Origin of the sequence: Nocardioides sp., assembly GCF_014360585.1 — a bacterium.
Classification (GTDB): Bacteria; Actinomycetota; Actinomycetes; order Propionibacteriales; family Nocardioidaceae; genus Nocardioides.
On record NZ_JACIXG010000002.1, the window covers coordinates 118,454 to 141,037 of the forward strand.

The window sequence follows — 22,584 nt, forward strand, 5'->3', positions numbered from 1 at the left end:
TTCCGTCAAGAATGGCTCTACGCATGTTCGTCAAGGACGAAGGCTGCGCAGCGGTCACCGATCATGACCGCGGGAGCGTTGGTGTTGCCGCCGATGATCGACGGCATGATCGAGGCGTCGGCGACGCGGAGGCCGTCGATACCGTGTACGCGGAGGCGTGGGTCGACCACGGCCCGCTCGTCGACGCCCATCCGGCAGGAGCCGACGGCGTGGTAGATCGAGGTCGCCCGGTTGGTGACCTCGTCCTTCATCGCCTCGGCGTCGATGGACCGGCCGGGGTGGATCTCCGACTTGACCTGGTCGCCGAAGGCCGGGGAGGCCATGATCTCGCGGATCATCTCGACGCCTTCGAGCAGGACCCGCTTGTCGTCTGGCTCGGCGAGATAGTTGAAGTCGATCAGCGGCTCGGCGGTCGGGTCGGCGCTGCGCAGTCGCAGCGTCCCCCGCGAGCGCGGATAGATCAGCGACGACATCACCGTGAGCGCGGCTCGTGGGTCGACCGCGTGCCGGATCGGGGCGTCCTGGTTGGGGGAGGGGTAGGCCCAGGGGAGCACGTGCAGCTGCAGGTCGGGTACGTCGGTGGCCAGCGAGGTGCGTACGAAACCGACCGTCTCGAAGACAGTGTGACCGAGGATCGACTTCCCGACCGTCTGCTCCCGGAGGACCGCCTTGCCGAAGTAGGCCGCGGTGCCGCGGTGCAGTGCGGTCGGCATCTCCCAGGTGGTCGGCACGAACATGTGGTCGTGCAGGTTGTCGCCGACCGGCAGCTCGTGGACGGCGGTGATCCCGTGCTCGGCGAGGTGGGCGGCAGGCCCGATCCCGGAGAGCATCAGCAGCTGGGGCGAGCCGAAGGCTCCCGCGGAGACGATCACCTCCTTCGTGGCCGAGATCGTCTGCGGACCCTGCCTGGTCTGGATCTCGACACCGGTGGCCCGCCCGTTCTCGACGACGACCCTGGAGACGTGCACCTGGGTCAGCGTGGTCAGGCCGGTCAGCTGCTGGTCGTGGAGGTAGCCGCGCGAGGCGGAGTAGCGCAGCCCGTCGACGGCGCTCTGCTGGAACGTCGAGACGCCCTCCTGCTCGGCGGCGTTGTAGTCGTCGAGCACCTTCACGTCGAGGGTCTCGGCTGCGGCACGCTGGAAGGAGAGCGACGCCTCGGTCGGCCGCGGGTGCTTCATGACCTTGATCGGCCCGCCCGTGCCGCGGTAGTCGGAGCCGCCGCCCTCGTAGTCCTCGATCCTTCGGTACGCCTCGTTGACCGAGTCCGCATCCCAGCCGGTGTTGCCCTCGGCCGCCCAGGCGTCGTAGTTGGCCCGGTTGCCCCGGACCCACAGCAGGCCGTTGATCGAGGAGGAGCCGCCGAGCACCTTGCCGCGCGGCTGGGGGAGCTCGCGGTTGCGGGCGTGCTTCTGGGGGACCGTGTGGTAGCCCCAGTCGACGAGCTTCTTCAGCCGTGGCTCGGCGTGCAGCGGGCCGATCATGCCCGGCTTGGTGACCAGGTAGTTGCGCTTGTCCACCTTCCCGGCCTCGAGGAGGATGACCGACTTGCCGGCCGCGGCCAGACGCCCGGCGACCGCGCAGCCCGCGGACCCGGCGCCCACGACGACGTACTCGGCCTCGGTGACCTTCTCGCGGGCCATCTCAGACCCTCCTCCGACCGGTGGTCGAGCTTGTCGAGACCGCGCAGCCCATGACAGTCAGACCCTCTCGATGATCGTGGCCGTCGCCTGTGCGCCGCCGGCGCACATCGAGACCAGTGCGGTGCTGGCGTCGCGGCGCTCGAGCTCATGGAGGGCGGCGGTGAGCAGGCGGGTGCCGGTAGAGCCGACCGGGTGGCCGAGCGCGATCGCGCCGCCGTTGACGTTGATCTTCTCCTCGGGGACCTGGTGCACCTTCGCCCACGACATGACCACGCCGGCGAATGCCTCGTTGACCTCGGCGATGTCGATGTCGCCGATCGTCATCCCGGTGTCCTTCAGCGCCTTCTCGGTCGCCTGGACCGGGCCGTCGAGGTGATAGTAGGGGTCGGAGCCGACCAGGTTGGACGTCACGATCCGGGCCCGGGCCTTCAGACCGAGCGATGCCGCGAGCGCCGAATCCATCAGCAGCAGCGCCGAGGCGCCGTCGGAGATCTGCGAGGAGGTGCCGGCGGTGTGGGTGCCACCGTCGAGCACCGGGCTCAGCCCGGCCAGCCTCTCCAGGGAGGTGTCCCGGATGCCCTGGTCCTCGGTGACGGTGCGCACCTCTCCGGTGGGCTTGCCCTCGTCGTCGAGCATGGGGGCCTCGACGGCGAAGATCTGGCTCTGGAAGTGGCCGGCGTCGCGGGCCTGGCGGGCCTTGACCTGCGACCACAGGCCGAACTCGTCGACCTCGTTGCGGGAGAACCCGCGGTTCTTGACGATCCGGTCGGCGCCCTCGAACTGGTTGGGCAGATCGATGTTCCAGTCTGCGGGACGGGGGTCGCCGGCGCCCTTGGGGACGTTGGCGCCCAGCGGGATCCGTGACATCGACTCGATGCCGCAGGCGACCCCGACCTTGATCTGGTCGGAGGCGATCATCGCGTTGATCAGATGGGTGGCCTGCTGGGCCGAGGAGCACTGTGCGTCGATGACCGTGGATCCGGTGTGGATCGGCAGCCCGGCGTGGAGCCAGGCGCGGCGGACCATGTTGTTGGACTGCTCGCCGACCTGGGAGACGCAGCCGCCGATGACCTGATCCACCAGGTCAGGGTCGATTCCGGCGCGCTTGAGCACCTCGACCTGGGCAGCACCGAGCAGCTCGCCCGGGTGGAGCCCGGCGAGCCAGCCCTTGCGCTTGCCGATGGGGGTGCGGACGGCTTCGACGATGACGGGCGTGCCCATGGAACCTCGCTCTTCAGGGGTGTCGACAAGTCGCTGGTGCAGGGTTGCGCACCGTCACGTCCGGTGACGTGACACGGGTGACACTCGATTGTCCCAAATTAGAACGTGTTCTCGTTCGGCGCAACCCTTGTGTACTGAGCCTTGTGTGATGCGGGGCACTGTGTGACGATAAACTAGAACGTGTTACAGAAAAGACCTCGAAGGAGCACACCCGTGACCGCTCTCCCCGTGGATTTCGATCCGACTGATCCCGTGCTCAACGAGGAGCGCGTCCCCCTCCAGGAGTTCCTCGAGCTCCGCAAGTCGGCTCCGGTGTGGTGGGTCGAGCAGACGCCGGAGGCTCGGGCGGGCTTCCTCGACACCGGTTTCTGGGCGGTGAGCAAGCACGAGGACATCCTCGCCGTCTCCAAGGACAACGAGAACTTCGGCACGAACGAGAACGGCGTGATCATCCGGTTCGCGCCCGACATGACCCGTGAGCAGGTGGAGCTCCAGCGCGCGATGCTGATCCACCACGACGCCCCCGACCACACCAAGCTGCGCCAGATCATCAGCCGCGGCTTCACCCCGCGTGCGATCAACGCGCTCAAGGATCGCTTGGTCGAGCGGGCCGACGCCATCGTCGACGACGCCCTGGCCAAGGGCGAGGGCGACTTCGTCGCAGAGGTCGCCGCCGAGCTCCCGCTCCAGGCGATCGCCGAGCTTCTCGGCGTCCCGCAGGAGGACCGGCGCAAGCTCTTCGACTGGTCCAACCAGATGCTCGCCTACGACGACCCGGATTACGACGCGGACCCCGAGGCCGCCTCGATAGAGATCCTGACCTACGCGATGCAGCTGGCCGCCGAGCGCAAGGCGGACCCCAAGGACGACATCATCTCCAAGCTGGTCAATGCCGAGCTTGAGGGCGGGGCGCTGGGCGATGACGAGTTCGGCTTCTTCGTCATCCTGCTCGCGGTCGCCGGCAACGAGACCACCCGCAACGCGATCTCCCACGGCATGCAGGCCTTCTTCGACCACCCCGACCAGTGGGAGCTGTGGAAGAAGGAGCGCCCCGACACGATGGTCGACGAGGTGATCCGGTGGGCCACCCCGGTCACGGTCTTCCAACGTACGGCGCTCAACGACGTCGAGGTCGGCGGCCAGCTGGTCAAGAAGGGCCAGCGCGTCGGCATCTTCTACGCCTCGGGCAATCATGACGAGGACGTCTTCGACGACCCGGACACCTTCGACATCACCCGTGAGCACAACCCGCACCTCGCCTTCGGCGGCCACGGCGCGCACTACTGCATCGGCGCCAACCTCGCCCGGATGGAGGTGCGGATCATGTTCGACGCGATCGCCGACCGGATGCCCGACCTGAAGCCCAATGGCACCCCGCGCCGACTGCGGCACGCGTGGATCAACGGCATCAAGGAGATGCCGGTCACCTACTCCTGATTAGGTATTGCCACGTTGGAGAAGTGGGGCCGGCGGAAGGGATACTCCGCCGGCACCCACTTCTTCAGTGCTTCGTAGACCACCTCGTAGAGCCCCTGCTCGTACGCCTCGGTGGTCACCCACCAGCTGACGTCGACGTCGTACGCAGCCAGCTCCTCGCTCAGCTCCTGCCGGACGCCCAACGGGTAGAGATAGGCGCAGCCGACGTAGCCCAGTGCGGGCGTCTCCAGGACGTAGGAGAACGACTTGTTCTCCTTCCACTCGCCTTCGTGCCAGACGAGGTCGACGTAGTCGTCCTCCTCCGTCGTCGGGCCGGTCGGCCAGCCGCCGCCCCGGGTGGCGTTGATGAGGTCCCGATCGGCGTTGATCGCGCGTACGTCGTCGGCGAGGCACTCGCGCGACAGCGGCCGCGCGGTCAGGTCGCCGTGGGTGAGCACCCGCGGCGCCTCGAACCCGGCGGGCACGGCCAGCAGCTTGCTCAGTCCGGCATAGCTCATGCCCGAAGGCTACGTTGCGCGACGCAGGGCCAGCATTCCGGCGTACGCCGCCAGCAGCCGCTCCTTCGGATACTCGTCGGGCCTCACCAGGAGCAGCCGGGCGAACTCCTGCACCAGCGCGACGAGCGAGTGGGCGACGACCTCGACGTCGAGCTGGCTCTCGGGGCCGAGGTTGGTGCGGAGCACGTCGGCGACGAACCCTCGCAGCAGGACCAGGGTGCTCTCGATGCGCTCCCGCACGAGCGGCGGCGCGCCGTCGATCAGTCCGAGCACCGGGCGCCAGGTCTCCGGGTCCGCCTGGACTGCCTGGAGGAGTCCGTCGGCCGCCTCGAGCAGCCATCGGTCGAGCTCGACCGGGACTCCGCCGGCGGGGATGAGCGCCAGCGCCGCGTCGGCGGCCCGCTGCTGGGTGCGGTCCAGCAGGGCGTGGAGGAGCGGGTCGATCCCCCCGTACGCGTCGTAGACGACCGGCCGGGTCACGCCTGTCTCGGCGGCGATGGCGCTGATCGTGAGGTGGCCGTAGCCGTCGCGGCCGAGCACGCGCAGCGCCGCGTCCAGGAGTGCCTCCCGACGCTCGTCGAGAGGCATCCGGGCCGCATAGCGTCGCCTGCCGGCGGGTTGGTCGTTGGCCATCACGAGGGCACGTTACGGGTAGGAGGACGCGCGACGGAAGGGGTGACACAGGCCACACGATGTGCGAATCTACACGCATGTAGTAATTGACGCCGCCCGTCGACGAGGAGGAGTTCCCGGGTGACTGCAACCTTGCCCGAACGGCTGGCGACCGGCCTCTGGCACCGGTTCTCCGACGGGCTCAGGACCGTCGGGGAGACCATCGCGCTGGGGGCCGAGGCCTGTGCGTACGCCGCCCGGGACATCGTCACCGGCCGGTTCGACTGGGCCCAGGCCGCCGAGCAGGCCTGGTTCATGGCCCGCGTCTCCCTGTTGCCGACGATCCTGGTCGCGATCCCATTTGGTGTGGTGACCTCGATCCAGGTCGGTGCGGTGGCCAACAGCATCGGTGCCTCGTCCTTCAGTGGCGCGGTCAATGGTGTCGGGGTGCTGCGCCAGGCCGCGCCGTTGGTCACCTCGTTGATCATCGCGTGCGTGGTCGGCTCGGCGATCTGCTCCGATCTCGGGATGCGCGCGATCCGCGACGAGATCGCCGCGCTGGAGGTGATGGGCACCAACCCGGTCCAGCGGATGGTCGCGCCCAGGATCGTCGCCGCCGTCTTCCTCTCGGTGATGCTGACCGCGATCGTGGCGGTGGCCGCGATCGCGACCGGCTACGTGATGAACGTCGGACGGGGAGTGGTCGGCGCCGGCACGTATCTGGACGCGTTCACCAACTTCAGCCAGAGCGCCGACCTGTGGCTCGCCGAGGGCAAGGCGGTGCTGTTCGGGCTGATCGGCACGACGGTGGCGGCCTACAAGGGGTTGGGTGCGACCGGCGGGCCGCAGGGCGTCGCCGACGCGGTCAACCAGACCGTCGTGCTGAACGTGATCGTGCTGGCCGTGGTGAACGCGGTGGTCACCCAGGGCTACCTGGCGCTCGCCCCCGGCAGTGGTGCCTGATGGCCGCGGTCGAGACCGACGGGCCGGCGACCGGATGGTGGAGCCCACTGGTGCCGTTCGGCTCCTTCCTCACCTTCAGCGCCGCCGTCCTGCTGGCGGTGCCGACCACCTTGGTGCATCACTGGCGCACCTGCCTGCAGCACTTCTCCGACATCTGCTGGGGAAAGGGCGCGATCATCGTCGGCGGCGGCACGATCGGCGTCATGGTGCTGCTCTCGGTCTCGGTCGGCACCTCGCTCGGGATCGAGGGGTTCAACGGGCTGGAGCTCGTCGGGCTCGCGCCGCTGGTCGGGTTCATCTCGGCGACTGCCAACACCCGGGAGCTCGGGCCACTCGTCGCCGCACTCGCGCTGGGTGCGCAGGTCGGCTGCCGCTTCACCGCCCAGCTCGGCGCGATGCGGGTCAACGAGGAGGTCGACGCGCTCGAGGTCATGTCGGTGCGACCGGTCAACTACCTGGTCGCCACCCGTCTGGTCGCCACGATGGTTGCGATCGTGCCGCTCTACGCGATCGGCCTGCTCGGCTCCTACATCGCCTCGGAGTCGACCGTGGTGATGCTCTTCGGCCAGTCGCCGGGTCAGTTCGACCACTACTTCCTCGAGTTCCTGACGATGCGTGACATCGGGTTCTCACTGGTCAAGATCCTGATCTTCGCCGCGATCGTGGTGCTGATCCACTGCTGGTACGGCCTAGCGGTCTCGGCCGGCTCCCTCAACGTCGGCGAGGCCACCGGCCGTTCGATCCGGGCCAGCTTCGTGGTCATCGTCGTGCTCAACATGCTGCTCACCGTCGCCATGTGGGGTGGCGACCCGGGCTTCAGGATCTCGGGATGAGCCGCGCCACGAGCCCCCGGACCCTGGCCGTACGTGGTGCCGCCGGGGTGCTGGCCTGCGGACTGCTCGCCGCCGGGATGATCGTGCTCTCCGGACGCCCGTTCTCCGACGACGTCGCGACCCGGGCCGCCATGGTCGACGTGGGCGCCTCGCTGCGCCCCGGGGCGGACGTGAAGATGGGTGGGGTCATCATCGGCACGGTCACCGGTATCTCGCGGGTCGCTGATTCCACGAAGGCCTCGGTCGCTATCCGGCTGGACGGCGAGGCGGCCGACCGGCTCCCGGCGGACGTCGCGGCGCGGGCGCTGCCCGCGACCGTCTTCGGCACCGCGTACGTCGACCTGGTCTCGACCGGCTCCCGACCGGGGAGATGGGCGGGCGGCACGATCCCGCAGGATCTGCGCCAGGGCACCGTCGAGCTTCAGCAGGCCCTGGACAGCATCGACGAGCTGGTCAAGGCGGTTAGCCCCGCCGATCTCAACGCCGCGCTGGCCGCGGTCGCCGGCGGTCTCGACGGACGTGGCGACGACATCGCTCGGACCCTCGAGCTCGCCGCGAACGTGCTGGAGCGGGCCGAGGCCGACCTGCCCACGATCCGGTCCACCGCGGCGCTCCTGGCAGTCAACCTGGAGACCCTGGAGGCCTCCGCCGCCGACCTGTTCGCGGCGCTCGAGTCCGGGACCGCGACCGCCGAGACGATCGCCGCCAAGCGCGAGCAGCTCGCCGCGCTGCTCTCCGGTGGGCTCACCCTGACGGCCGAGGCACAGACGTTCCTCGACGAGCACGGTGCCGAGCTGGTCGAGGCGATGGACCAGGCAGCGGTGGTCGCCGACGCCGTCCACGACAACCGGGAGAGCGCCGTCGTGGAGAGCTTCCGAGCCAACCGTGAGATCGGCCAGGAGATCCCCACCGTCATCGGCGACGGCCGGGCGGCGCTCGACCTGATCCTGCACCGGGTGGCGCCGCCGTACTACACCCGCGAGCGCGACTGCCCGACCTACGGCAGCACCAAGGGGGACTGCTGATGTCCGGACTGCGCGGCTCTTCGGGCCGCCCCACCGCGACCTATCTCAAGCTGGCAGGCTTCACGCTGGTCGCCGGGCTCGCCTTCGCGCTCGTCCTCGGCACCCTGAAGGCGCCGGTAGCCGGCGACCTGGTCACCTACACCGCCGAGTTCGCCGACGTGAACGGCCTGCACGAGGACGATGCCGTACGCATCGCCGGGGTCAGCGTCGGCAAGGTCACCGACATCGCCGTCACCGCCGGTGGGAAGGCGGCGGTGGAGCTGACGGTGTCCCGGAAGCAGCAGGTGCTGGACACCGCGCGGCTCTCGGTCCGCTACCAGAACATCGCCGGGCAGCGGTTCCTCGGGATCGAGCAGACTCGAGGCTCGGGGAAGCCGCTGGCCGCCGGGGCACGGATCCCGGCGAGCCGGACCAGCGCCGGGTTCGACCTGACCGAGCTCCTCAACGGGTTCCGGCCCCTCTTCGACGTACTCGATCCTGCCGAGGTCAACCAGCTCGCCGCCACCATTTTGAAGGTCCTCCAGGACGAGGGCGGCAGCATCCCGGTGCTCCTGGAGCAGACCGCCGAGCTGACCAGGTTCGTGGCCACCCGGGACCAGGTCTTCGAGCGGGTGCTGACCAACCTGACCCCCTTCCTGGCCGACTTGGCCGCGCAGGGGGAGGAGTTCGAGACCACGGTGCGCGAGCTGGAGAAGCTGATGAAGGGCCTGGCTGAGCAGCGCGACGCCCTCGGCGCCTCCGTCGAGGAGCTGTCCGGGCTCCTGGCCACGGGGGCCGACTTCGGTACGCGGATCGAGGCTCCCGCCCGCACGCTGAGCCACAACCTGCGGATCTCGGTGACCGCCTTCGCCACCAACCTGACCAGCTTCAAGGGCGCCGTGGTCGCCTTCGCCCAGCTGGTCGAGACCCTGGGGAGGATCACCTCCTACCGCAACGCGCTCAACATCTACGTCTGCCGCTACGACTTCGCCGTCGACGAGCTCGTGCTGGCGCTGCCACAGAGCGACGACCGCTACTCCGAGGTGTGCTCCGGATGACTCCACTACGAACCATGGACCCGCTCAAGATCGGGATCGTCGCCGTCGTGCTCGCCGCGCTGACGGTCGTATTCGTCTTCCGTGCCGGGGCGCTCGGCTTCGGCGAACGGGTCTGCGTGGCCCACTTCGAGCACACCGCGGGCCTGCGGGTCGGGGAGGATGTGACCGTGGCCGGCGCCCGGGTCGGCGAGGTGCGCTCGATCTCGCTCGGTGCCCGCGACGTGATCGTGGAGTTCACCGTCGAGGACCATATCCGGCTCGGAGCCCGCACCAGCGCCGAGATCGAGGTCGCCACGCTGCTCGGTACGCACCTGCTCGCGGTCACTCCGGCCGGTGGGGGAGAGCTGGCCGAGGACACCATCCCGCTCTCGGCGACCAGCGTGCCCTACAACCTGCAGGACATCATCGACCGTGGCAGCGCCTCGCTCGACGAGCTCGACCCCGAGCTCCTTGCGAACACCCTCGACGAGGTCGGTCGCACGATGGCGAGCTCCCAGCCGGATCTCGCCGCCGCTCTCGACGGCATCTCCGCGGTCTCCGAGGTCGTGCTCACCCGGGCCGACCAGGCCGATGCCCTGGTGCGAGCGGCCGCCGACGTGACCGGCCGGCTCAACGCAAACAGCAGCGAGATCGTCTCGCTGATGAAGCAGTCCAACGCGGTCATGGCCGAGGTGCAGAGCAGGCGTGAGGCGATCCGCCGGCTGCTGGCCGACGCCCAGCGGCTCACCACCACCTTGAAACGGGTCGTCTCCGCGAACCAGCAGGACTTCGACGTCGCGCTGAAGAAGCTGGCCGTGGTCATCAAGGGGCTGCGCGCCCAGGAGAAGGAGCTCGGCGCCGCGCTCGACGTACTCGGTCCTTCGGCCCGCTACCTGGCCAACGCCACCGGCAACGGCCCCTGGGTCGACATCCGGCCCGACGACCGCGCGCTGCCCGACGGACTGACCTGCCAGCTGAAGGGGCTGTGCTGATGAGGACGTCGTCGAAGCTGGGCAGGTACCTCGCGATCGTGGCCGCCGTGGTCGCCGCCCTCGGCACGGGTGCGGCCGCGATCCCGTTCGCCAGCACCTACTCGGTGACCGTCACCTTCGCCGACACCGCAGGCCTCTTCGTCGGCAACGACGTCGGCGTGCTCGGCGTCAAGGTCGGCGAGGTCGAGCGGATCACCCCGGCAGGCGCGGGAGTCGAGGTGGAGCTCGAGCTCGACCAGGACGTCACGGTGCCGGCCGACGCCCAGGCGCTGATCGTCTCCCGCTCGGTCGCCAACGACCGCTACGTCGAGCTCACCCCGCGCTATTCCGGCGGTCCGGTGCTCGCGGACGGTGACCTGATCGCGAGCGAGCGCACCCGCACCCCGGCCGACTTCGACGCCATCCTGAACGCACTGGACCGGTTCAGCAGCGGGCTCGCTGGCGGCGACGGGAAGAGCGTGGACCAGTTCCTCCAAGCCGGCGCGGAGACCCTGGGCCCCAACGGGCAGCGAGCCGGTGCCGCCCTGGCCGATCTCGCCGCCGCCCTGAACGCGATCAACGGCCACACCGACTCCGCTGTCACCGCCCTGCACGAGACCGACGAGCTGACCAGCGCGATGGTGGCCCACGACGCGCTGGTCGAGCTGTTCATCGAGAACGTCGCCGCGACCTCCGACCTGCTCGCCGAGCAGCGTACGGAGTTCACCGCCACGCTGCGTACGACCCGGGAGGCGATCGAGGCGCTGGCCAGGTTCACCCAGGCCAACGACAAGGACCTCCAAGCGGCGTTGGCACAGGTCAACGCGGTGCTCGACCTGATCCTGGCGCATACCGACGACATCGAAAAGTTCGTCGAGGTGCTGCCGCTGGCTCTGCAGAACGTCGAGCAGGCCCGCGCCCCAGGGGGCGTGATGCTCCGGGTTCCGCTCACCGACGCGCTCAGCGAGGAGCTCGCCGGCCGGTGCCGCGAGGCGCTCTCGGACGTGTGCGAGATCGTCGGCACCGACCCTCTGCCGGGCGCCTTCGGCGCCGGGGGACGGCCATGAAGCGGGCGGTCGTGATGGCTGCGGCCGCGGGCCTGCTGCTGACCGGGTGCGGCATCGACGCCCGTACGCTGCCGCTGCCCGGCACCCGCGTCGGTGACGATGCGACCACCGTGGAGGCCGCGTTCGAGGACGCCCTCAACCTCAGCGTCGGGTCGAAGGTTAGCGTCAACGGCGTCGACGCCGGCCGGGTCACCGCCCTGTCCACCGACGGCTATTCGGCGCTGGCCGAGATGAGCGTCGACGAAGGCGTACGCATCACCGACCGCTCCGCGGCACGGCTGCGCTACGACACCCCGCTCGGCGAGGTCTACGTGGACGTGACCACCCCCGAGGGCGGCAGATCGATCCCCGACGGCGGCCGGCTCGACCCGGCCCGGTCGACGACGGCACCCACCGTGGAGGACGCACTCGCCTCGGCATCCTTGCTCATCAACGGTGGCGGCATCGGAGACCTGGGCCGGATCGTCGACGAGCTCAACCGGGCCGTCGGCGACGGCACCGACCTGGCCCAGGTGCTCGACCGGAGCGCCACCTTCCTGACCGCGGCCAACCGGACCACCGCAGAGATCGACCGGGCGCTCACCTCGCTCGACGAGGTCTCGGTGATGTTGGCGCAGGAACAGGAGACCATCACCGAGGCATTGGCGGCGATCGGGCCGGCGGCTCGCACCGTTCGCCGCCAGACGCAGCAGATCATCACCCTGCTCAACCGGCTGGTCAGGCTCTCCCGCGACGCCAACGGTGTGCTCGACCGGATGGACGACGACACCGTCGCCGTGGTCCGCGACGCCGGGGCGATCCTCGCCCAGGTCAGCCGGATCAGCGGTGACCTCGGGCCGGGCCTGGACACCTTCAGCGCAGCGATCAACCAGCTGCTCGAGGTTGTGCCGGCCGACCATCTGCCGATCGAGCTCCGCGTCGACGTCGGCGACTCCATCGCGCGCGACCCGCTCAACCCGCTGCCACCGCTTAAGGGGTTGCCGGGATTCAACCAGCCGCAGATCGAGCCGCCGCCCGGACTGCCCGACCTGCTCGGGCTCGGAGGTGTGAGCTGATGGCGCTCCGTTCGACCGACCGGCCCCTGTTCATCGGCTTCGGGGCTGCAGTCGTGGTGTTCGTCGCGGCCACGGCGTACCTCTTCCTGGTCACCCTCGAGGTCCCGATCCTGTCCCGGCCTAGCACGGTCACCGTCGATCTGAAGAGCACCGGCGGTCTCTACGAAGGCTCGTCGGTGACCTACCGCGGCGCCAAGGCCGGTGTCGTGGAGACCGTCGAGCTGACCGAGGACGGTGGTGTCCAGGCGCGGATCAAGTTGGAGCCGGGTGTCGAGATCCCGCAGGGCTCTCCTGCCAAGGTGCGCAGCCTGTCGCCGGTGGGGGAGCAGTACCTCGACTTCCAGCCCACCACCGACTCCGGCCCCTACCTCCACGACGGCAGCCGGGTCCGCGCCGAGGCGGTCGACGTGCCCACCACCCTGGCCAACACCGTCGTCAGTCTTGATGAGCTGATGGACCAGGTCGACCCCGATCAGCTGCACACCGTGGTCACCGGCCTGCGCACGGCCTTCGCCGGCCGCGAGCACGAGCTCGCCGACTTGGTCGAGGGCAGCCAGGTCCTGCTGGTCACCCTCGATCAGGAGTGGCCCACCATCTCGCGGGTGCTGGTGAACTCCGAGTCATTGTTGCGCATCGGCGACCGACACGCCTCCGACGTACGCGCCGTCACCCACGACCTCGCCCTGCTCACCGCCGAGCTGGAGAAGGCCGACCCCGAGCTGCGACGCGCCTTCGACCGCGGCCCCGAGCAGTTCGCCGACCTCGTTCGCCTGGTCGGTGTGCTGGACCGTACGCTGCCGCCGACCCTGGAGCGCACCACCGCTCTCACCGACATCCTCGTCGTACGCGACCCGCACCTGCGCGAGCTGCTGGCCGACTATCCCGACGCGATCCGCTCGTTGGCGGATGCGATGTACGACGGCGCCATCCACGGCGGTCTCGTCCTGGACACGGACTACCAGTGCGACTACGGCGGCCCCAGGTATCCGGCCGTCGACACCACCCCGAGGTCGCTCTATCAGGACGGCCACTGCTCCGCGCCTCCAGACCGGGTCGTACGCGGCGCGGAGAACGCGCCGGAGTCGACCGGCTAGGGAGGCTGCGGAAGCAGGCCGGTCAGGCGTCGGCGAACGCGCGGTGGACCGCCCTGCCGACGAAAGTGCCGAGGTCGTCGGGGCCCCAGTCGTTGCTCGTGTCGAGGAGCGACCGCACCGCCGACTCGCAGGCCGAGAGGAAGAGATCGATCAGGACCGGGAGCTTTCGCTCCAGGTCGGTGGTCTGCCACCAGCGCTCCATGGCGGGCCTGATCCACTCGGTCGCCTCCGTCTGGACACGGGCCTTGGCGGCGCGGAAGCGCTCGGCGATGGCGGGGTCGGGCTCGCCGGAGAAGACGATGCGCCAGGTGTCCGGCGCAGCAGCCGCTGCGTTGAGGAGTGCCCGGAAGCCGTCGACGAACGCCCGTTCCGGATCGTCGGGGTCCGCGGAGCCGTGCAGCGCCGCGAGGATCGCATCGAGCAGGTGAGCCGACTCCCGGTCGAGGAGAGCCTCGACCAGCTCGACCCGATCCGAGAAGCAGGCGTAGACGACGGGACGGGTCACTCCCATCGCCGTAGCGACGGCGCCGATGGTCACCGCGCCGATCCCGTCGGTGACCGCGATCGCCCGGGCCGCGTCGAGAACCTGGGGGCGGCGGCGCTCCGGGCCCAGGTGAGGGGCGCGCCGGCGCTGCGCATGGTCGGCTGCGGTCGATGACATGCCCCAAGCGTAGGCGACTTCGACAGTTCCTGCACGGGTGTAGCAAATTCCTACACGAGTGTATTAATGTGGTGCGCCAAGACCATCGAGCCCGCAAGGAGCGAGCGATGAAGAAGAAAAGCCGCAAGATCACGCCGCACGAGGACTACGGCTTCTTCGGGCCGGACTCGATCACCCACAAGGTGTGGGGCTATCCCACGGCCCCGCTGATGGGCATCGTGCGCGCGGTGACGATCGAGGAGCTCGATCCCAACCTGCTCGCCGCCGTGCACTACACCGGCGCGAACTACGACCGGCTCGACACCCGCTACGCCCGGACGGTCCAGTACTTCGCCGCGGTGGCGTTCGCGGACAGCCGGACCGTCTCGAAGATGGCGGACGTGCTGGTCAAGATCCACTCCAAGGCGATCGGCATCGAGCCGGTCAGCGGCAATCGGTACGACGCCAACGACCCCGACTCCCAGCTCTGGATCCTCGTCACCGGCTGGCACTCGGTCCTCACCGCCTACGAGACGTTCGGTCCGGGCAAGCTCTCCGACGCCGAGGTCGAGCAGTTCTGGGCAGAGTGTGCGATCGCGGCCGAATTCCAGACCTGCGACCCCGGCGCGGTGCCGCGCACGCGTGAGGAGGTGCGGGCGTACTTCGAGGCATGGCGCCCGAGGCTCGCCGCGAGCGAGGCCACCCAGCGGATGATGCACCACCTGCTGAACGGCACGAACGCGATCGTTCCCCGCAAGGGGCTGCTGGGTCTGGCCCGCCCGCTTGCGAACGCGTTGATCTGCAAGGCGACGATCGCAACGCTGCCACGGCACATGCGGCGGCTCGCCGACATCCGGCAGTCGCGGATGACGGACGTGGCGGTCACCGTGATCATGAAGGTGATCATGGCGGTCGTCCATCGCAGTCTCCCGCTGCAGCGGTGGATCCTCGGCACCCTCGCTCCGAAGACCCTGCCGATCGTCGAGCCTCTCTGGCAAGGCATCCCGCCCGTGAACCCGGTCGTGCTCACTCCGGCCCAAGCACGCGAGCGCTATGGGTACGTCAAGCCGGCCCAGGCGCATCTCGAGTTGCGTGCGCGTCAGCGAGCACGCGTCTTCGAGGACCACCAGGCGCCCAGCGACGAGGGTCTGATCGAGTCCCAGCCCGTCCTCGGGACCCTTGGCTGACTGCGTCGGGGGTTGCGACCGGTGACTCCGGGTCGCCCACCAGGTGTGACCGACCCGGAGTCAGGCGCGAGCGCTAGTTGCTCGGCGGTTCCGATCCGACGACCCACATCGCGAAGAACTGCGAGCCGCCGCCGTAGGCGTGGCCGAGGGCGCGGCGGGCGCCGTCGACCTGGTGCTCGCCGGCCCGGCCCCTGACCTGCAGGGCAGCCTCGGCGAATCGGAGCATGCCGGAGGCGCCGATGGGGTTGGAAGAGAGTACGCCGCCGCTCATGTTGACCGGGAGGCTGCCGTCGAGGGCGGTCTCGCCGGCCTCGGTGAGCTTCCAGCCGGTGCCCTCGGCGGCGAAGCCGAGGTTCTCGAGCCACATCGGCTCGAACCAGGCGAACGGCACGTAGATCTCGGCGCAGTCGATCTCGCGGGCCGGGTCGGTGATCCCGGTCGCCCTCCACAGCGCCGCCGCGGCCTCGCGGCCGGCCTGCGGGTTCACCTGGTCGCGCTCGGCGGCCGAGGTGGGCTCGGAGCGCATCACGGTGCCGTGGATCCAGGCGGGAGCCTCGTACGTCCTGGCGACGTCCTCGGCCGCGATCACCATCGCGCAGGCACCGTCGGAGGACGGGCAGGTCTCGTCGTAGTGGATCGGGTCCCAGAGCATCTGCGAGGCCAGGACCGACTCGACGGTGGTGCCCTCGTTGTGGAGGTGCGCGTAGGGGTTCTTCAGCGCGTTGTTGCGGTCCTTGGCCGCGACGATCGCGCCGATGTGCGAGGGGGCGTTGGCGCGGCGGATGTAGGAGCGTACGTGCGGGGCGAAGTAGCCGCCCGCGCCGGCGTGCACGGGCATGACGAACGGGATCGGCACCGAGAGCGCCCACATCGCGTTGGACTCCGACTGCTTCTCGAAGGCCACGGTGAGCACCTTCTTGTGGACGCCGGCCTGCACCAGCGAGGAGGCGACGATGGCGGTCGAGCCGCCCACCGAGCCGGCGGTGTGGACGCGCAGCAGCGGCTTGCCGGCCGCGCCGAGCGCCTCGGCGAGGTAGAGCTCGGGCATCATCACGCCCTCGAACAGGTCCGGTGCCTTGCCGATGACGATGGCGTCGACCTCGTCGAGGGTCAGTCCGGCGTCCTCGAGCGCCCGGTCCATCGCCTCCCGGCACAGCCCGGCCATCGAGACGTCCTCGCGCTTGGCGCGGTGGTGGGTCTGGCCGATCCCGACCACGGCCGCGGGAATCTTGCTCACTTGGCTCTCCCGTTCTCTTCTGCTTCCATCACGCATACGAGGTTCTGCTGCAGTGCCGGCCCGCTGGTCGCGTGGCCGAGCACCTTGTCGGCACTGCCGTCCCAGATCCGCTTGGCGGCCTCGCCGATCCGGATCGCGCCGGCGCTGAACATCGGGTTGGCGGCCAGCGCCCCGCCCGAAGGACTGACCTGTACGTCGCCACCCAGCCCGAGCGCCGAGCGCAGGACGAGCTCCTGGTGGCTGAACGGCGCATGCAGCTCGGCGACCTGGACACCTGCGGTGCCGCCCACGGCCGCGGCGGCCCGCTCGGCCGATCCGGAGACGGTCAGGTCGCGGGTGCCGAGGTGGAGCCCGTCGGAGCTGTGCGCGATCCCGCTGATCCACGCGGGACGCTCGCGGACGTCGCGGGCGCGGTCACCGGCGGCCAGCACGATCGCGGCCGCGCCGTCGGTCACCGGCGCGCAGTCGTGCTTGCGCAGCGGGTCGGCGAACATCGGCCGGGCGAGCAGCTCGCTCACCGAGGAGCCGCCGGCGCGGACGGCGTACTCGTTCTTCTCCGCATCCGTCAGCGACCGGTTGACGACCTCGGCCAGGGCGGCCTCGTCCCAGAGCCCGGCGTCGAGCCCGAGGCGTGCCTGGAGCGCGGCCAGGGACACGGTGTCGGGCCACAACGGCGTCATCGTGTAGGGGTCGAGCTGCATCGACAGCGTCCGGCGCAGCACACCGGCCGACGCCTTGCCGAAGCCGAAGACCAGCGCGGTGTCGACCTCGCCGGTCTGGATCTTGATCCAGGCCTCGTAGAGCGCCCAGGCGGCGTCCATCTCGACGTGCGACTCGTTGACCGGTGGCAGCACCCCGATCGCGTCGATCGCGCTCACGAACGAGAACGAGCGACCGGCCAGGTAGTCGGAGGAGCCGGAGCACCAGAACCCGATGTCCTTCTTGGTCCATCCGGTCTGCTCGTAGCACTCGGCCAGGATCGGCACGAGCAGCTCGGCCATGCTCGGCGACCCGTCGAAATCCTTCATCTGTCGCTGGGCGAACCCGACGACGGCAACGTCTCTCACTGAGCGCTCCTCACAGGTGGTGCTTGTAGCTGTCGAAGTCCGCGTCCGGCTCATCGGTCGGCGCGAAGTGGCTGATGTTCTCGATGCTGGTGACCCACTCGTCACGCGGCCTCCAGACGGCCTTGACCCGCATCCCCATCCGGACCTCATCGGCCGGGATGTCGAGGATCAGGTGCTGCAGCGCGATGTCGGCGCCGTCGAGGAGGACGTACGCGGAGACGTACGGCGGCTTGATCTTCTGCCCCAGGAACGGGACGTTCACGACACAGAAGGTGGTCACCGTGCCGACGTGGGAGAGCTCGATCTCCTCCGCGGTCGGCACGCCGTCGGTCGGGCACGCGCCGCGCGGCGGGACGTAGACCTTCTGGCACTTCGGGCAGCGCTGGCCCAGGATCCGGCCCTCGGCCAGGCCGCGGAAGAACGAGGACTCCTCGGGAGAGGCTGCGTAGTGGTAGTCGAGGCTGACCGGCGTCACGATCCGGGTCACGTCCTCGACGGTGTTGGTCTCGACCAGCGTTTCGGCGCTGGTCGAGCCGCCGGAGCCGCTAGGCGAAGGCGTGTCGAGACCAACAGAGTCCCCTTCGAACACGAGATCCGTAACCGACCCGGTCCGCTCCTCGGCCCATCTCGCCCGGACCTTCATCCCGGTCTCGATCTCGTCGGGAGAGGCGACGTCGACGGCGTGCAGCCAGGGGACGTCGGCGCCGTCGATGGTGATCAGGGCGTACGCGAACGGCCTGTCGAACGGCTGGCCGGCGACGGGCTCGCTGACCCATGTCCAGGAGGTGACCGTGCCGGTGTCCGGGAGCTCGACGAACTCGGTGACGGCCTGGTGGCTGATCGGGTCGTATTCGGGTGGCGGGACCGCGACTCGACCGTCGCTGAGGCGGCCGCCGACGACGGTGGCGTCCCTCAGGCCGGTGAAGAAGCGCCCTAGCACCGGGCCGGTGGATCTGGTGTAGTCGAAGGCGACCGTCACGGGTGCCTGAAGAGTGCGACTCATGACAGAAAGTGAAACACGTTCTAGTATTGGCCACAACCCGTACGCCCTGCCGATCGGCGGCGGAGCCGAGGACGAAGGAGTCGATGAGAGTGAAGCTGGGGCTACAGCTGGGCTATTGGGGCGCACAACCACCGACCGGCGTGGGCGAGCTGGTCGCCGCCGCCGAGGAGGCCGGGTTCGACGCGATCTTCACCGCGGAGGCCTGGGGGAGCGACGCGCTCACGCCGCTGGCCTGGTGGGGCCGGGAGACCTCCCGGGTCCGCCTCGGCACCTCGATCGTGCAGATGTCGGGACGTACTCCGACCTCGATCGCGATGCACGCGCTGACCATCGACCATCTCTCCGGTGGCCGGTTCGTCCTCGGGCTCGGGGTGAGCGGCCCGCAGGTGGTGGAGGGGTGGTACGGCCAGCCGTTCGGCAAACCGTTGGCTCGCACCCGCGAGGTCGTCTCGATCATCCGCCAGGTGCTCGCCCGCGAAGCGCCGGTCACCAACGCCGGACCGCACTACCCGCTGCCCTTCGCGGGCGAGGGCTCGGTCGGGCTCGGCAAGCCGCTCAAGTCGATCGTGCACCCGCTGCGCTCCGACATCCCGATCTGGCTCGGCGCGGAGGGGCCGAAGAACGTCGCCCAGACCGCCGAGATCGCCGACGGCTGGATCCCGATCTTCTACACGCCCAGGTCTGCCCCGATGTACGCCGACTGGCTGGCCGAGGGCTTCGCGCGCCCCGGCGCGCGGCGTACGGCCGACGACTTCGAGATCGCCGCGACCTGTCACCTCCAGGTCGTCGCCGACGCGGAGGAGAAGCAGGCCGCGCTTGACGCGATGAAGCCGTTCGTGGCGCTCTACATGGGCGGCATGGGCGCCAAGGAGCAGAACTTCCACAACCAGGTCTTCGAGCGGATGGGCTACGCCGACCTCGCCGGCAAGGTCCAGGCCCTCTACCTGACCGGCGAGAAGGCGAAGGCCACCGCGCTCATCCCCGACGAGCTCGTCGACGACCTGCACATCATCGGCACCGAGGGCGAGGTACGCGAGAAGGCGGCGCAGTGGGAGGAGACCGGTGTGACCACGCTGCTGCTGAGCCTCGGCTCGGCCGCCGAGGTCCACCGCATCGCCGAGGTGCTCGGATGACGGCGATACCCTCCTTGGGGCCATCCTCGGGGACCGCCCGCTGATGGCGGTCTACGCCGTCACCGGCTCGGCCTCGGGCATGGGAGCCGCCGTCGTCGAGCGGCTCACCGCGGCCGGGCATCGCGTCGTGACCGTCGACATCGCCGAAGCCGATGTCGTGGCCGACCTGTCGACACCGGAGGGCCGCCGCGACGCCACCGAGAAGGTGCTCGCCGCCTGCGGCGGCCGGCTCGACGGCGCGGTCCTGGCAGCCGGCCTCGGGCCGGCGCCGGGGCGCGAGCGGCCCGCCCTGATCACCCAGGTCAACTACTTCGGCGTCGTCGAGCTCCTCCAGGGGTGGCGCGAGGCGCTGGCTGCGACGGGCGATGCCAAGGTCGTGGTGTTCTCGAGCAACTCGAGCACGACGATGCCGCTGGTCCCGAGCCGGGCGGTCGCGGCCCTGCTGGCGGGCGACCCGGAGCGGGCGCTGAAGGCGTACCGGTTCTTCGGGAAGAGTGCGCCGGCGATGGCCTACGGCGGCTCGAAGGTCGCCGTGAGCCGCTGGGTGCGGCGGCGTGCGGTCGAGCCGGAGTGGGTCAGAGCCGGGATCCGTCTCAACGCGATCGCGCCCGGAGCGGTGCTGACGCCGCTGCTGGAGAGACAGCTCTCGACGCCGGAGGAGGCGAAGGCGATCAGATCCTTCCCGGTTCCCGCCGGCGGCTACGGCGACCCGGGGCTGCTCGCCGACTGGGTGATCCACATGCTCGGCCCGGCCGCGGACTTCATGGTCGGCAGCGTGGTCGTGGTCGACGGCGGCACCGACGCGTGGTTCCGGGCCGACGACTGGCCGCGGCCCGTGCCCGCCCGGCGGCTGCGGAGCTATCTGCGCAGGATGCGCGAGTTCAGGAGGGCGCGCCCATGACCGAATCCACGACCGGCGCCACGACCGATCCGCTCGCGCCGGCGACCCTGGGGCCGGTGACGCTGCGCAACCGGGTGATCAAGGCGGCGACCTTCGAGGGCGCCTCGCCCGGGGCGCTGGTCTCGGACCGGCTGATCGACTACCACCTGGCCGTCGCCGAGGGCGGTGTCGGGATGACCACGGTCGCCTACCTCGCGGTGGCCCCGGAGGGACGTACGCATGCCGACTGCATCTACTGGCGACCGGCGGCGCTGGCCGGCCTGCGACGGCTGACAGACGAGATCCACAAGACCGGCGCCAAGGTCTCGGCCCAGATCGGCCACGCCGGACCGGTGGCCAACGCGAAGTCCAACGGAGCGCCGTCGCTGGCGCCGGCGCGGTCGTTCAACGCGCTCGGGATGGCGTTCAACCGGGCCGCCACCGCTGAGGATCTGGCGCGGGTCGTCGAGCAGCATGCCGACGCTGCCCGGATGGCGGTCGAGACCGGGTTCGACGCGATCGAGGTGCACCTCGGCCACAACTACCTGCCGAGCTCCTTCCTGAGCCCGCGGCTGAACCCGCGAACCGACGAGTTCGGTGGGTCGCTGGCCAACCGCGCCGCCTTCCCGCGCCGCATCCTGGCCGCCGTCCGGGAGGCGGTCGCCGAGGTGGGCGGCGGTCAGGTCGCCGTGCTCGCCAAGCTGAACATGCGCGACGGCTACCGAGGCGGGTTCGACCTGCCGGAGTCGGTCGAGCTCGGTCGTCTCCTGGAGGCCGACGGCCATCTCGATGCCCTCGAGCTCACCGGCGGCTCCTCGTTCATGAACCCGATGTATCTCTTCCGCGGCGAGGCTCCCTACCGCGAGATGGCGGCGAACATGCCGCTGCACCCGGTGATCAGGATGGGCATGAGGATGGTGGGGAAGGGCTTCTTCAAGGAGTACCCCTACAAGCCGCTCTACTTCCTCGACAGCGCCCGCGAGTTCCGCCGCGCGCTCACGATGCCGCTGGTGCTCCTCGGCGGGGTCACCGACCTGTCCGGCATGCGCACCGCGATGGACGAGGGCTTCGAGTACGTCGCGATGGCCCGCGCGCTGCTCCGCGAGCCGGACCTGGTCAACCGGCTCCGGGCCGACCCCGCGACCGTGTCGGGGTGCACCCACTGCAACCTGTGCATGTCGACCATCTATCCGGGGACCCACTGCCACCTCGACACCGAGCACGTCTACGGTGAGGCTCACCCGCTCCCGCTGTCCCCATCCTGAAGGCGAGGTCCCAGATGTCGATGCACTACGGACGTGCCCACCACCCGAAGGCTCCTCCGGGCTACGTCCACGACGACATGACCAAGACGGAGATCAAGGAGCGGGAGGCCAGCCTGGTCCCGCTGACCGACTCGGTGCGCAGGCTCGTCGACGCCGTCGTACGCACCCAGGTCGAGGACTCGGTCCTCGATGACGTACGCAGCCGGATCGAGGCGCTGACCGATGAGCTGCTCGCCGACGCGCTGCCGGGCCCGCACGGGGTCCGGTTCGGGCCGGACGGCGGCTTCCGCAACTACGGCAACCCGGTGGTCGGGAAGGGGAACGCCTTCGCCCCGCCGCTGGAGGTCCAGCGTGACGGCACGGACGTCTGGGCCGACTTCTCGCTCGGCCCGGCCTACGAGGGCCCGCCAGGACTGGTCCACGGTGGGGTCTCGGCGCTGATCCTGGACCAGCTGCTCGGCGAGGCCGCCTCGGCCGGTGGCCGGCCCGGGATGACCGGCACCCTGACGATCGTCTACAAGCATGGGACCCCGCTCGGTCCGCTGCGCGGCGAGGCCAGGATCGAGTCGAGCGAAGGTGTGAAGTCGGTCGTACGCGGCCGGCTGCTGACCCGGCCGGCCGACGGCTCGGAGCCGGTGCTGTGCGTCGAGGCCGAGGGGATCTTCATCCTGCCGCGCTGGGCACGCGAGGCGATGGCTGCCGCGGACCGGGACCACGTCGGCGACGCCTGAGTGGCAAGTG

General features: G+C 69.9%; 22 protein-coding genes. 14 read left to right on the forward strand and 8 right to left on the reverse strand.

The annotated features are described in order from the left end of the window. Nucleotides 1-17: 17 nt before the first annotated feature. Together H5T77_RS01390 and H5T77_RS01395 are read right to left on the reverse strand one after the other, a co-directional pair. Nucleotides 18-1,640, reverse strand: a complete 1,623-nt coding sequence (locus tag H5T77_RS01390; protein ID WP_292644207.1) for a GMC family oxidoreductase — start codon at nt 1,638-1,640, stop codon at nt 18-20. A gap of 57 nt (nt 1,641-1,697) precedes the next feature. Then, entirely contained in the window at nt 1,698-2,861 is a 1,164-nt protein-coding gene (locus tag H5T77_RS01395; protein ID WP_292644209.1) for a steroid 3-ketoacyl-CoA thiolase, read from the reverse strand. 213 nt (nt 2,862-3,074) lie between these two features. On the opposite strand from H5T77_RS01395, the gene H5T77_RS01400 reads away from it, so the two are divergent. Next, nucleotides 3,075-4,298 carry a cytochrome P450 gene (locus H5T77_RS01400; protein ID WP_292644211.1) on the forward strand — a complete coding sequence of 408 codons (1,224 nt, stop codon included), beginning with the start codon at nt 3,075-3,077 and terminating at the stop codon, nt 4,296-4,298. Here the strand turns inward: H5T77_RS01400 and H5T77_RS01405 are convergent. Together H5T77_RS01405 and H5T77_RS01410 are read right to left on the reverse strand one after the other, a co-directional pair. Next, nucleotides 4,289-4,795, reverse strand: a complete 507-nt coding sequence (locus H5T77_RS01405) for a GNAT family N-acetyltransferase (protein WP_292644213.1) — start codon at nt 4,793-4,795, stop codon at nt 4,289-4,291. The two genes, H5T77_RS01400 and H5T77_RS01405, sit on opposite strands and share 10 nt — an antisense overlap. Before the next feature lie 9 nt (nt 4,796-4,804). After that, the gene (locus tag H5T77_RS01410) at nt 4,805-5,428 is read right to left on the reverse strand and encodes a TetR/AcrR family transcriptional regulator (RefSeq protein ID WP_292644215.1); all 624 of its coding nucleotides are present in this window, start codon (nt 5,426-5,428) and stop codon (nt 4,805-4,807) included. Between the two features lie 120 nt (nt 5,429-5,548). Between H5T77_RS01410 and H5T77_RS01415 the strand changes: the two genes are divergently transcribed. From H5T77_RS01415 to H5T77_RS01450, 8 genes are read left to right on the forward strand one after another with little or no spacing between them, the layout of a single operon-like run. Then, complete coding sequence (locus tag H5T77_RS01415) at nt 5,549-6,370, forward strand: MlaE family ABC transporter permease (RefSeq protein WP_292644217.1); 822 nt, start codon at nt 5,549-5,551, stop codon at nt 6,368-6,370. Continuing rightward, complete coding sequence (locus H5T77_RS01420) at nt 6,370-7,203, forward strand: ABC transporter permease (protein ID WP_292644219.1); 834 nt, start codon at nt 6,370-6,372, stop codon at nt 7,201-7,203. Before H5T77_RS01415 ends, H5T77_RS01420 begins: the two co-directional genes overlap by 1 nt. Continuing rightward, entirely contained in the window at nt 7,200-8,228 is a 1,029-nt protein-coding gene (locus tag H5T77_RS01425) for an MCE family protein (RefSeq protein WP_292644220.1), read from the forward strand. The genes H5T77_RS01420 and H5T77_RS01425 overlap by 4 nt, the downstream gene beginning before the upstream one ends. Beyond that, entirely contained in the window at nt 8,228-9,265 is a 1,038-nt protein-coding gene (locus H5T77_RS01430) for an MCE family protein (RefSeq protein ID WP_292644222.1), read from the forward strand. The genes H5T77_RS01425 and H5T77_RS01430 overlap by 1 nt, the downstream gene beginning before the upstream one ends. After that, nucleotides 9,262-10,236, forward strand: coding sequence for an MCE family protein (locus H5T77_RS01435; RefSeq protein WP_292644224.1), 975 nt, complete (start codon nt 9,262-9,264; stop codon nt 10,234-10,236). The genes H5T77_RS01430 and H5T77_RS01435 overlap by 4 nt, the downstream gene beginning before the upstream one ends. Further along, nucleotides 10,236-11,282 (forward strand): MlaD family protein, encoded by a 1,047-nt coding sequence (locus H5T77_RS01440; protein ID WP_292644227.1) that lies wholly within the window; start codon nt 10,236-10,238, stop codon nt 11,280-11,282. The genes H5T77_RS01435 and H5T77_RS01440 overlap by 1 nt, the downstream gene beginning before the upstream one ends. Further along, complete coding sequence (locus H5T77_RS01445; RefSeq protein WP_292644229.1) at nt 11,279-12,337, forward strand: MCE family protein; 1,059 nt, start codon at nt 11,279-11,281, stop codon at nt 12,335-12,337. Before H5T77_RS01440 ends, H5T77_RS01445 begins: the two co-directional genes overlap by 4 nt. Continuing rightward, on the forward strand, nt 12,337-13,431 hold the full coding sequence (locus H5T77_RS01450; protein ID WP_292644231.1) for an MlaD family protein: 1,095 nt from the start codon (nt 12,337-12,339) through the stop codon (nt 13,429-13,431). The genes H5T77_RS01445 and H5T77_RS01450 overlap by 1 nt, the downstream gene beginning before the upstream one ends. Nucleotides 13,432-13,453: 22 nt before the next feature. On the opposite strand, the gene H5T77_RS01455 is transcribed toward H5T77_RS01450, so the two are convergent. Next, nucleotides 13,454-14,092 carry a TetR/AcrR family transcriptional regulator gene (locus H5T77_RS01455; RefSeq protein ID WP_292644232.1) on the reverse strand — a complete coding sequence of 213 codons (639 nt, stop codon included), beginning with the start codon at nt 14,090-14,092 and terminating at the stop codon, nt 13,454-13,456. Nucleotides 14,093-14,199: 107 nt separating this feature from the next. Between H5T77_RS01455 and H5T77_RS01460 the strand changes: the two genes are divergently transcribed. Then, nucleotides 14,200-15,258 carry an oxygenase MpaB family protein gene (locus H5T77_RS01460; protein WP_292644234.1) on the forward strand — a complete coding sequence of 353 codons (1,059 nt, stop codon included), beginning with the start codon at nt 14,200-14,202 and terminating at the stop codon, nt 15,256-15,258. A 73-nt stretch (nt 15,259-15,331) separates the two neighbouring features. Here the strand turns inward: H5T77_RS01460 and H5T77_RS01465 are convergent, their stop codons facing one another. The 3 genes from H5T77_RS01465 to H5T77_RS01475 are packed head-to-tail and all read right to left on the reverse strand — an operon-like array spanning nt 15,332 to nt 18,565. Beyond that, on the reverse strand, nt 15,332-16,495 hold the full coding sequence (locus H5T77_RS01465; RefSeq protein ID WP_292644236.1) for a thiolase domain-containing protein: 1,164 nt from the start codon (nt 16,493-16,495) through the stop codon (nt 15,332-15,334). Continuing rightward, complete coding sequence (locus H5T77_RS01470; RefSeq protein ID WP_292644238.1) at nt 16,492-17,562, reverse strand: thiolase domain-containing protein; 1,071 nt, start codon at nt 17,560-17,562, stop codon at nt 16,492-16,494. Before H5T77_RS01470 ends, H5T77_RS01465 begins: the two co-directional genes overlap by 4 nt. Before the next feature lie 10 nt (nt 17,563-17,572). Next, nucleotides 17,573-18,565, reverse strand: a complete 993-nt coding sequence (locus tag H5T77_RS01475) for a Zn-ribbon domain-containing OB-fold protein (protein ID WP_292644240.1) — start codon at nt 18,563-18,565, stop codon at nt 17,573-17,575. Nucleotides 18,566-18,648: 83 nt separating this feature from the next. On the opposite strand from H5T77_RS01475, the gene H5T77_RS01480 reads away from it, so the two are divergent. Genes H5T77_RS01480 through H5T77_RS01495 form a run of 4 tightly spaced genes read left to right on the forward strand, consistent with a single transcriptional unit; the run spans nt 18,649 to nt 22,574 of the window. Further along, complete coding sequence (locus H5T77_RS01480; protein WP_292644242.1) at nt 18,649-19,698, forward strand: LLM class F420-dependent oxidoreductase; 1,050 nt, start codon at nt 18,649-18,651, stop codon at nt 19,696-19,698. A gap of 43 nt (nt 19,699-19,741) precedes the next feature. Beyond that, entirely contained in the window at nt 19,742-20,599 is an 858-nt protein-coding gene (locus H5T77_RS01485; RefSeq protein WP_292644244.1) for an SDR family oxidoreductase, read from the forward strand. Further along, a complete protein-coding gene (locus tag H5T77_RS01490) occupies nt 20,596-21,843 on the forward strand; it encodes an NADH:flavin oxidoreductase (protein ID WP_292644246.1) in 1,248 nt (415 codons plus the stop codon). The genes H5T77_RS01485 and H5T77_RS01490 overlap by 4 nt, the downstream gene beginning before the upstream one ends. A gap of 14 nt (nt 21,844-21,857) precedes the next feature. Further along, entirely contained in the window at nt 21,858-22,574 is a 717-nt protein-coding gene (locus H5T77_RS01495; RefSeq protein ID WP_292644248.1) for a PaaI family thioesterase, read from the forward strand. The last annotated feature ends 10 nt before the right edge of the window (nt 22,575-22,584 follow it).

Coding starts and splice junctions, on each gene's coding strand:
- H5T77_RS01445 (WP_292644229.1), top strand. CDS start 11,279: ATGAAGCGGGCGGTCGTGATGGCTGCGGCCGCGGGCCTGCTGCTGACC.
- H5T77_RS01405 (WP_292644213.1), bottom strand. CDS start 4,795: ATGAGCTATGCCGGACTGAGCAAGCTGCTGGCCGTGCCCGCCGGGTTC.
- H5T77_RS01485 (WP_292644244.1), top strand. CDS start 19,742: ATGGCGGTCTACGCCGTCACCGGCTCGGCCTCGGGCATGGGAGCCGCC.
- H5T77_RS01480 (WP_292644242.1), top strand. CDS start 18,649: ATGAGAGTGAAGCTGGGGCTACAGCTGGGCTATTGGGGCGCACAACCA.
- H5T77_RS01430 (WP_292644222.1), top strand. CDS start 8,228: ATGTCCGGACTGCGCGGCTCTTCGGGCCGCCCCACCGCGACCTATCTC.
- H5T77_RS01410 (WP_292644215.1), bottom strand. CDS start 5,428: ATGGCCAACGACCAACCCGCCGGCAGGCGACGCTATGCGGCCCGGATG.
- H5T77_RS01450 (WP_292644231.1), top strand. CDS start 12,337: ATGGCGCTCCGTTCGACCGACCGGCCCCTGTTCATCGGCTTCGGGGCT.
- H5T77_RS01495 (WP_292644248.1), top strand. CDS start 21,858: ATGTCGATGCACTACGGACGTGCCCACCACCCGAAGGCTCCTCCGGGC.
- H5T77_RS01455 (WP_292644232.1), bottom strand. CDS start 14,092: ATGTCATCGACCGCAGCCGACCATGCGCAGCGCCGGCGCGCCCCTCAC.
- H5T77_RS01395 (WP_292644209.1), bottom strand. CDS start 2,861: ATGGGCACGCCCGTCATCGTCGAAGCCGTCCGCACCCCCATCGGCAAG.
- H5T77_RS01475 (WP_292644240.1), bottom strand. CDS start 18,565: ATGAGTCGCACTCTTCAGGCACCCGTGACGGTCGCCTTCGACTACACC.
- H5T77_RS01490 (WP_292644246.1), top strand. CDS start 20,596: ATGACCGAATCCACGACCGGCGCCACGACCGATCCGCTCGCGCCGGCG.
- H5T77_RS01425 (WP_292644220.1), top strand. CDS start 7,200: ATGAGCCGCGCCACGAGCCCCCGGACCCTGGCCGTACGTGGTGCCGCC.
- H5T77_RS01390 (WP_292644207.1), bottom strand. CDS start 1,640: ATGGCCCGCGAGAAGGTCACCGAGGCCGAGTACGTCGTCGTGGGCGCC.
- H5T77_RS01435 (WP_292644224.1), top strand. CDS start 9,262: ATGACTCCACTACGAACCATGGACCCGCTCAAGATCGGGATCGTCGCC.
- H5T77_RS01420 (WP_292644219.1), top strand. CDS start 6,370: ATGGCCGCGGTCGAGACCGACGGGCCGGCGACCGGATGGTGGAGCCCA.
- H5T77_RS01440 (WP_292644227.1), top strand. CDS start 10,236: ATGAGGACGTCGTCGAAGCTGGGCAGGTACCTCGCGATCGTGGCCGCC.
- H5T77_RS01460 (WP_292644234.1), top strand. CDS start 14,200: ATGAAGAAGAAAAGCCGCAAGATCACGCCGCACGAGGACTACGGCTTC.